The 6,431-nt window shown below is 73.1% G+C and carries 5 protein-coding genes and 1 pseudogene; 4 read left to right on the forward strand and 2 right to left on the reverse strand.

Annotated features, from left to right (window positions below):
* Positions 1-61: 61 nt before the first annotated feature.
* Entirely contained in the window at positions 62-1,126 is a 1,065-nt protein-coding gene (lplAB, locus tag IE145_RS31225) for a lipoate-protein ligase LplAB (protein ID WP_189528790.1), read from the reverse strand.
* A gap of 231 nt (positions 1,127-1,357) precedes the next feature.
* On the opposite strand from lplAB, the gene cobF reads away from it, so the two are divergent.
* Complete coding sequence (gene cobF, locus IE145_RS31230; protein ID WP_229825983.1) at positions 1,358-2,218, forward strand: precorrin-6A synthase (deacetylating); 861 nt, start codon at positions 1,358-1,360, stop codon at positions 2,216-2,218.
* Between the two features lie 10 nt (positions 2,219-2,228).
* Here cobF and IE145_RS31235 read toward each other — a convergent pair whose 3' ends face one another.
* Positions 2,229-2,426 (reverse strand): hypothetical protein, encoded by a 198-nt coding sequence (locus tag IE145_RS31235; RefSeq protein WP_006128668.1) that lies wholly within the window; start codon positions 2,424-2,426, stop codon positions 2,229-2,231.
* A 290-nt stretch (positions 2,427-2,716) separates the two neighbouring features.
* Between IE145_RS31235 and IE145_RS31240 the strand changes: the two are divergent.
* The 3 genes and pseudogenes from IE145_RS31240 to IE145_RS31250 form a co-directional block, all read left to right on the forward strand.
* Positions 2,717-2,839, forward strand: a pseudogene (locus IE145_RS31240) (hypothetical protein); the annotation flags it as partial.
* Between the two features lie 359 nt (positions 2,840-3,198).
* Positions 3,199-4,812 carry a pyridoxal phosphate-dependent decarboxylase family protein gene (locus IE145_RS31245; RefSeq protein ID WP_229825981.1) on the forward strand — a complete coding sequence of 538 codons (1,614 nt, stop codon included), beginning with the start codon at positions 3,199-3,201 and terminating at the stop codon, positions 4,810-4,812.
* 70 nt (positions 4,813-4,882) lie between these two features.
* Complete coding sequence (locus IE145_RS31250; RefSeq protein WP_189528792.1) at positions 4,883-6,304, forward strand: lysine N(6)-hydroxylase/L-ornithine N(5)-oxygenase family protein; 1,422 nt, start codon at positions 4,883-4,885, stop codon at positions 6,302-6,304.
* The last annotated feature ends 127 nt before the right edge of the window (positions 6,305-6,431 follow it).

Below are 6,431 nucleotides of genomic sequence, written 5' to 3' on the forward strand. Positions count from 1 at the left end.
CGACCCAGTATGCGCGGGCCGATCCGGTGGGCGGGCGCGGCGCCCACCCGCGCAGGGAGCCCTACGGCACCCGGGCCGTCCACTCCGGCGTGGCGAACTTCGTCCGAACGAGCTCCTCGGCGCGGGCCAGCTCGGCGTCGGTCACGTTTCCGGTGGTGAGTCCGTGGCGCCTGCGGAACGAGTCGATCATCCGCTCGATCACCACCTGGCGCGTCAGCCCGGTCTGCCGCCGCAGCGGGTCCACGCGCTTCTTCGCGGACCGGGTGCCCTTGTCCGACATCTTCTCCTTGCCGATGCGGAGCACCTCCAGCATCTTGTCGGCGTCGATGTCGTACGCCATCGTCACATGGTGCAGCACGGCCCCCGGGCCGCCGTCCGGCCCCACCAGCCGCTTCTGCGCGGCCCCCGCGATCTTGCCGACGTCGGTGGCGATGTCGTTGAGCGGCTGGTACCAGGCCTTGATCCCCATGTCCGCGAGGGCTTCCAGGACCCAGTCGTCCAGATAGGCGTAGCTGTCGGCGAAGGACAGCCCCGACACCAGCGCCTGCGGCACGGCGAGAGAGTACGTGATGGTGGAGCTGGGCTCGGCGAACATCGCGCCGCCGCCCGAGATCCGGCGTACGACATCGACGCCGTGCCGCTCCACGCCCGCCGGGTCCACCTCGTTGCGCAGCGACTGGAAGCTGCCGATGATCACGGCGGGGGAGTCCCACTCCCAGACCCGCAGGGTCGGCGGCCGCAGCCCCGCCGCCACCTCGGCCGTGATCACCTCGTCCAGCGCCATGTGCAGCGCGGGCGACTGCGGGGCCTCATGGATCAGCTGCCAGTCGTAGTCGCTCCACTCCGTGGCCCGTGCCAGCGCCCGGCGTACGGCGATGGCGACGCCCTCCGCGCTCAGCCCCAGCATCACCGTGGAGTCGGGCAGCGCCGCCTCGATCCGGGCCGCGAGCCCGGCGGTGTCCGTGTGGGCCGGGGCGCCCTCCAGCGCCGCGTCGATCGCGAGGATCGCCTCGTCCGGTTCGAGGAAGAAGTCCCCGGCGACCCGGACATTCCGCAGCGCCCCGCCCTCCACATCCAGGTCCACCACGACCAGCTTGCCGCCGGGAACCTTGTACTCACCGTGCACAGCGCCGCCTCCAGCTCTCTTCGAGGGCCCGGCTTGCCGCATGAGCCGGACACAACCGGATACAACGCGCACCGTGGTGTGAATCATCCCGGTGCCCGCCCCGCGCCGGCCCGCCGAGAGCACGCACCGGACGCCGTGCGGCCGCCCTGCGGGCGACGACGGGAACGGTCGGACAGGCCCCGGCCCCTGGCATGATCGGCAGACATGGCAGACATGGCAGAGACCACAGACATCGGCGAGGCACCCCGGCACATCCTGGTCATCGGCATGGGCGCCGGCGACCCCGACCATCTGACCCTCGCCGCGGTGAAGGCCATGCGCGGGGCCGACGTCTTCTTCGTGCTCGGCAAGGGCAAGGAGAAGGATTCCCTGACCCGGCTGCGGCGCGACATCCTCGACGAACACCTCACCGGCCCCTACCGCGTGGTGGAGGCCGACGACCCGTGGCGCGACCGCGCCCAGGACGACGCCGCGCGCTACACCTCGGCGGTGCACGACTGGCGCCACCGCCGTGCGGACATCTGCGAACGCCTGATCATCGATGAGCTGGCGCCGGGGCAGTGCGGAGCCTTCCTGGTGTGGGGCGATCCGGCCCTGTACGACAGTACGCTCGCGATCCTCGACGACATCCTGGGGCGCGGCACGGTGGAATTCGGCCATGAGGTGATCCCCGGCATCAGCAGCGTCTCCGCCCTCGCCGCCCGGCACCGCGTCACGCTGAACCAGGTCGGCCGCCCCATCCGCATCACCCCCGGCAGGCGGCTGGCCCAGGGCTTCCCCGAGGACGACGGCGACATCGTCGTGATGCTCGACGGCCATGAGACCTTCACCCATCTCACGGGCCGGGGCCTGTGGATCCACTGGGGCGCGTACATCGGCACCCCCGACGAGATCCTGGTCTCCGGCCCGCTCGACGAGGTGGCCGGCGAGATCAGCCGTGCGCGCGCGGAGGCCCGCGAACGGCACGGCTGGATCATGGACACCTACCTGCTGCGGCAGGGGCCGCGCGAGGGGAGGCCGGCGGGCGACGAGGCGGCGGCGGGCCGCCCGGCGGACGGTGCGGACGGTTCGGTGGGCGGCCCGCTCGGCTGACGGTCCCGGGTCAGCGTCGGGACTCGTGCTCCCGGATGACGCCCAGTCCATGACCGAGGCTCGGGCACTCGGCGCTCAGGTCGTCACCCCGGACCAGGTAGTTGTCCACCCGGCCGCCTGTCGGCCGCTCGATGGCGCGGTACTGCGTGCCGTTCACGGTGATCGTCCAGTCGTCGCCGTCCTGGGCCCACCCGACTGTCTTCTTCATATGACGTTTTCCGTTCCTCGATCGGCCCCGCCGGGGATCGGCGGGGCCGTGTAGTGGGAAGAAGAACGGCTTGTGGCGTTCCGTGGTTCCGCATTCCCCTACGCCATTCGGTTACATCTGGGTCACTGCCTCCGCACAGTGGAGAGGAGCGACCTGACGGTAGGTCAGGGAGCGGGTGGCGAACAGCCGAACGCCCGGGGAACGCGTGACCATGGCGACGCTGATCGCCCGAACAAGGGACGCACATCTCGGACCGGCCGACCCGTGACCGCGTCCGCGACTGTCTCCGAGCCGGGCGGGCCGCCGCCCAGCGGGCGTACCCCGGGCTGCCGCCGCTCCCGACGACCACGATCGGCTCGTTCCCGCAGGCCACCGAACTGCGCACCGCACGGGCCGACTTGCGGGCTGGGCGGGGCGGGGCGGGGCGGATCGGCGAGGCCGTACCCTGCTGCCGCTCGACGCCCTTGTCCCGGCCGCCCTCGCCGTCCAGGTGCACGGATGGGATGTGGGCGTCCGCTCCGGCTGTCTGCCGGCCGGACTGCTGGGCTCGACAGGCGCACTGGGCCGGGCGGTGGAGTCGGAATCCAGCAACTTGGGCCCCTGGTAAGCGAAGTAGCCTCTCCGGGCAGGTGGAGCGCACGTCATTCACGCCCTCGAAGTTAGGCTAACCTAACCGTCGAGCCCCGGTGGTGGATCTATCCGCCTCAGGGCCGCCCCGCGCGGGCCCCCGCTGCCGTACGCCTCGTCCGCACCACGACCGAAGGTCCTCGCCATGCCGCCTGCTCCGCCCCCGCCCCCCGGTGAACCCTTGCTGGAACGCGGGGCGTCGGGCGCGAGCGCCGGTACGCCGACGGCTCCTGCCGGTGCCGAAGGCGTACGGGGAGGACGCGTCGCGGGCGGTGCGCACGGGCCGGAACACCTGCGGGCCCTCACCTCCGTCGTCCTGGACGCCCTGGCGGAGGCCGCTCCGGCCCGGGGCGGCCCGCTGCCCGCCGGAGGGCCCGAGGCCGTGGAGCGGAACACGCGGGCCCTCTGCTCCCCGGTCCTGCCGGAGGAGGGCATCGGGCCCGAGGCTGCGCTCGGGGACCTCGTGCGCGCGGTCGCGGAAGGGGCCGCGGACCCGGCCGACCCCGCCTGCGTCGCCCATCTGCACTGCCCGCCGCTCGCCGTGGCCGCCGCGGCGGACCTGGCGGGGGCGGCCCTCAACCCCTCCATGGACTCCTGGGACCAGGCGCCCGCCGCCGGGGTGATCGAGGAACTGACCACGGCCGCCCTGGCCCGGCTCGTCCACCCCGCGGCCTCCGCCCCCGACGCGCTCATCACCAGCGGCGGCACCGAGTCCAACCTGGTCGCCCTGCTCCTCGCCCGGGAACGGGCGGCAGGCGGTCCGCTGCGGGTGGTGACCGGCGCCAACGCCCACCACAGCGTCCACCGCGCCGCCTGGATGCTCGGCCTGCCCGCCCCCACGGTCGTCGCCTGCGACCACGGCCGGATCGACCCGGCCGCCCTCGACCGTGCCCTGACCGGACTCGCCGGAGCACCGCTCCTGGTCGTCGCCACCGCCGGGACCACCGACGAGGGGCGCATCGACCCGCTCCCGGAGATCGCCCGCATCGCCGAACGGCACACCGCCCAGCTCCACGTCGACGCCGCGTACGGCGGTCCACTGCTGTTCAGTGACCGTCTGGCCGCACAGCTCGTGGGCCTGGAGCACGCCGCCACCGTCACGTTCGACCTGCACAAACTCGGCTGGCAGCCCGTCGCCGCCGGGGTGCTGGCCGTCGCCGACGCCGCGATGCTCGCCCCGCTGTCCCTGCGCGCCGACTACCTCAACGCCGACGACGACACCGAGGCCGGACTCCCGGACCTGCTCGGCCGCTCGATCCGCACCACCCGACGTCCCGACGCCCTGAAGATGGCGGTCACCTTCCGAGCCCTCGGACGTCGGGGGCTCGGGGAACTGGTGGAGCACTGCGTACGGACCGCCCATGAGTTCGGCCGGGCTGTCGAGGCGCACCCTCGACTCCGCCTGCACCCCGGCGGGATCGGGATCAGCACCGTGCTGTTCCGCCCCGCCGTGGCCGACACGCTGGGTGCGGAGGCGGGCGACGCCGTGGTCGCCGCGGTCCGCCGCACCCTGCTCGCCGAGGGGCGCGCCGTTCTCGGCCGGGCGGTGGCGGGGGACGGCGACGGGCGCAGCCGCCTCTGGCTGAAGGCCACCCTGCTGCACCCGAACGCCGCGACGGCGGATCTGCTCCCGCTGCTCGACCTCGTCACGGCGGCGGCGGACCGCGCCTCGACCGCATCGGCCGCGGAGCGTGCAGCGAGCGAAGCCCCGGCGGCCGACGGTACCGAGGTCCCCGGGACGGAAAGGCTGTCGCCATGACGTCGACGCTGCGCACGACTCGCCCGGGACCGACCCCCGCCGCACTCGCGACCCCCGCCGGAGGAACCCGATGACACCCGGACCGCGCACGCCGCCCCTCGACCTGCTGGGGGTGGGGGCAGGGCCCTTCAACCTCTCGCTCGCCGCACTGGCCGACGGTGTCCCCGGACTGCGTGCCGCCTTTCACGAGCAGCGGGCGGCCTTCCACTGGCACCCCGGGCTGCTCATCGAGGGCGCGACCCTTCAAGTGCCTTTCCTCGCAGACCTGGTGAGCCTCGTCGAGCCCACCAGCCCCTGGTCGTACCTCAATTACATCAAGGTGCGCCGCAGGCTCTTCCCGTTCTACTTCGCCGAGCGCTTTCACATCCACCGCTCGGAGTTCGACAACTATCTGCGCTGGGTGAGCACCGAACTGCCCTCCACCCGCCTCGGCCACCGCGTCGACACGGTCGCCTGGGACCCCGCACAGGGTGCGTTCGCCGTGGAGTTCACCCGGCTCGATCCCGACGGGGAGACCCTGACGACCGGGCTGGCCCATGCCCGTAACCTCGCCCTCGGCGTCGGCACGGCACCCCATGTCCCCGAGCCGCTGCGGGAGCTGGTCCGGGACCCCGCCTCCGCCGTGCTGCACTCGGCGGACTATCTCGCCCAGCGGGACCGGCTGCTGGCCGCCCGCCACATCACCGTCGTCGGATCGGGCCAGTCGGGCGCCGAAGTCCTGCTGGATCTGCTGCGGTCGAGGCCCGAGGGGGCGGAGGGGCTGACCTGGCTGGCCCGTACGCCGGCCTTCGCGCCCATGGAGTACAGCAAGATCGGCCTGGAGCAGTTCACCCCCGACTACACCCGCTACTTCCACGGGCTCCCGCAGGCCACCCGGGACAGGCTCCTGCCCCGCCAGTGGCAGCTCTACAAGGGCGTCAGCGGGGACACGCTCGGCGACATCCACGACGAGCTGTACCGGCGCAGCCTCGGCGGCGACTGGCCCGACGTCACACTCACCCCCGGCATCGAGGTCACCGGCGCCGCCCACACGGGGGAGGGGCGCATCGAACTGAGCGTCGAGCACGGCCAGCAGGAGACGAAGGGCCGGCTCATCACGGACGCCGTCGTCCTCGCCACCGGCTACCGGGAGCGCCCCGTCGATACCATGCTCGCCGCCCTCGACCCGTACGTCGTGCGCGACGAGGCCGGGCGTCCGCAGGTCGACGCGGCCCAACGGCTGGTGCTGGCGCCGGAGATCGCCGGTTCCGTCTTCGTGCAGAACGCCGAACGGCACACGCACGGCGTCGGCACTCCGGATCTGGGCCTGGCCGCCTGGCGGTCGGCCGTCATCGTCAACGCGCTGACGGGCAAGGAGTTCTATCCGCTGCCGGAGCGCACGGCATTCACCACGTTCGGCCTCGGCGCGCAGGATCGTGGCGACCGGGACCGCGACGGCCGGGACCGCGACGGCCGGGGTTCGCTGGCGCGTCCGGCCGAAGAACGGCACTGACAGAACGCGGCCGGGCCGCGCGGTGAACCCCACCGTGCGGCCCGGCAACGTCTGTTCCTCAGGAGGTCAGCCCTTGCGGGTGTTGATCTCCTCGGTGAGCTGGGGAACGACCGCGAAGAGGTCGCCG

This window comes from Streptomyces sindenensis, from assembly GCF_014649035.1.
Taxonomy (GTDB): Bacteria; Actinomycetota; Actinomycetes; order Streptomycetales; family Streptomycetaceae; genus Streptomyces; species Streptomyces sindenensis.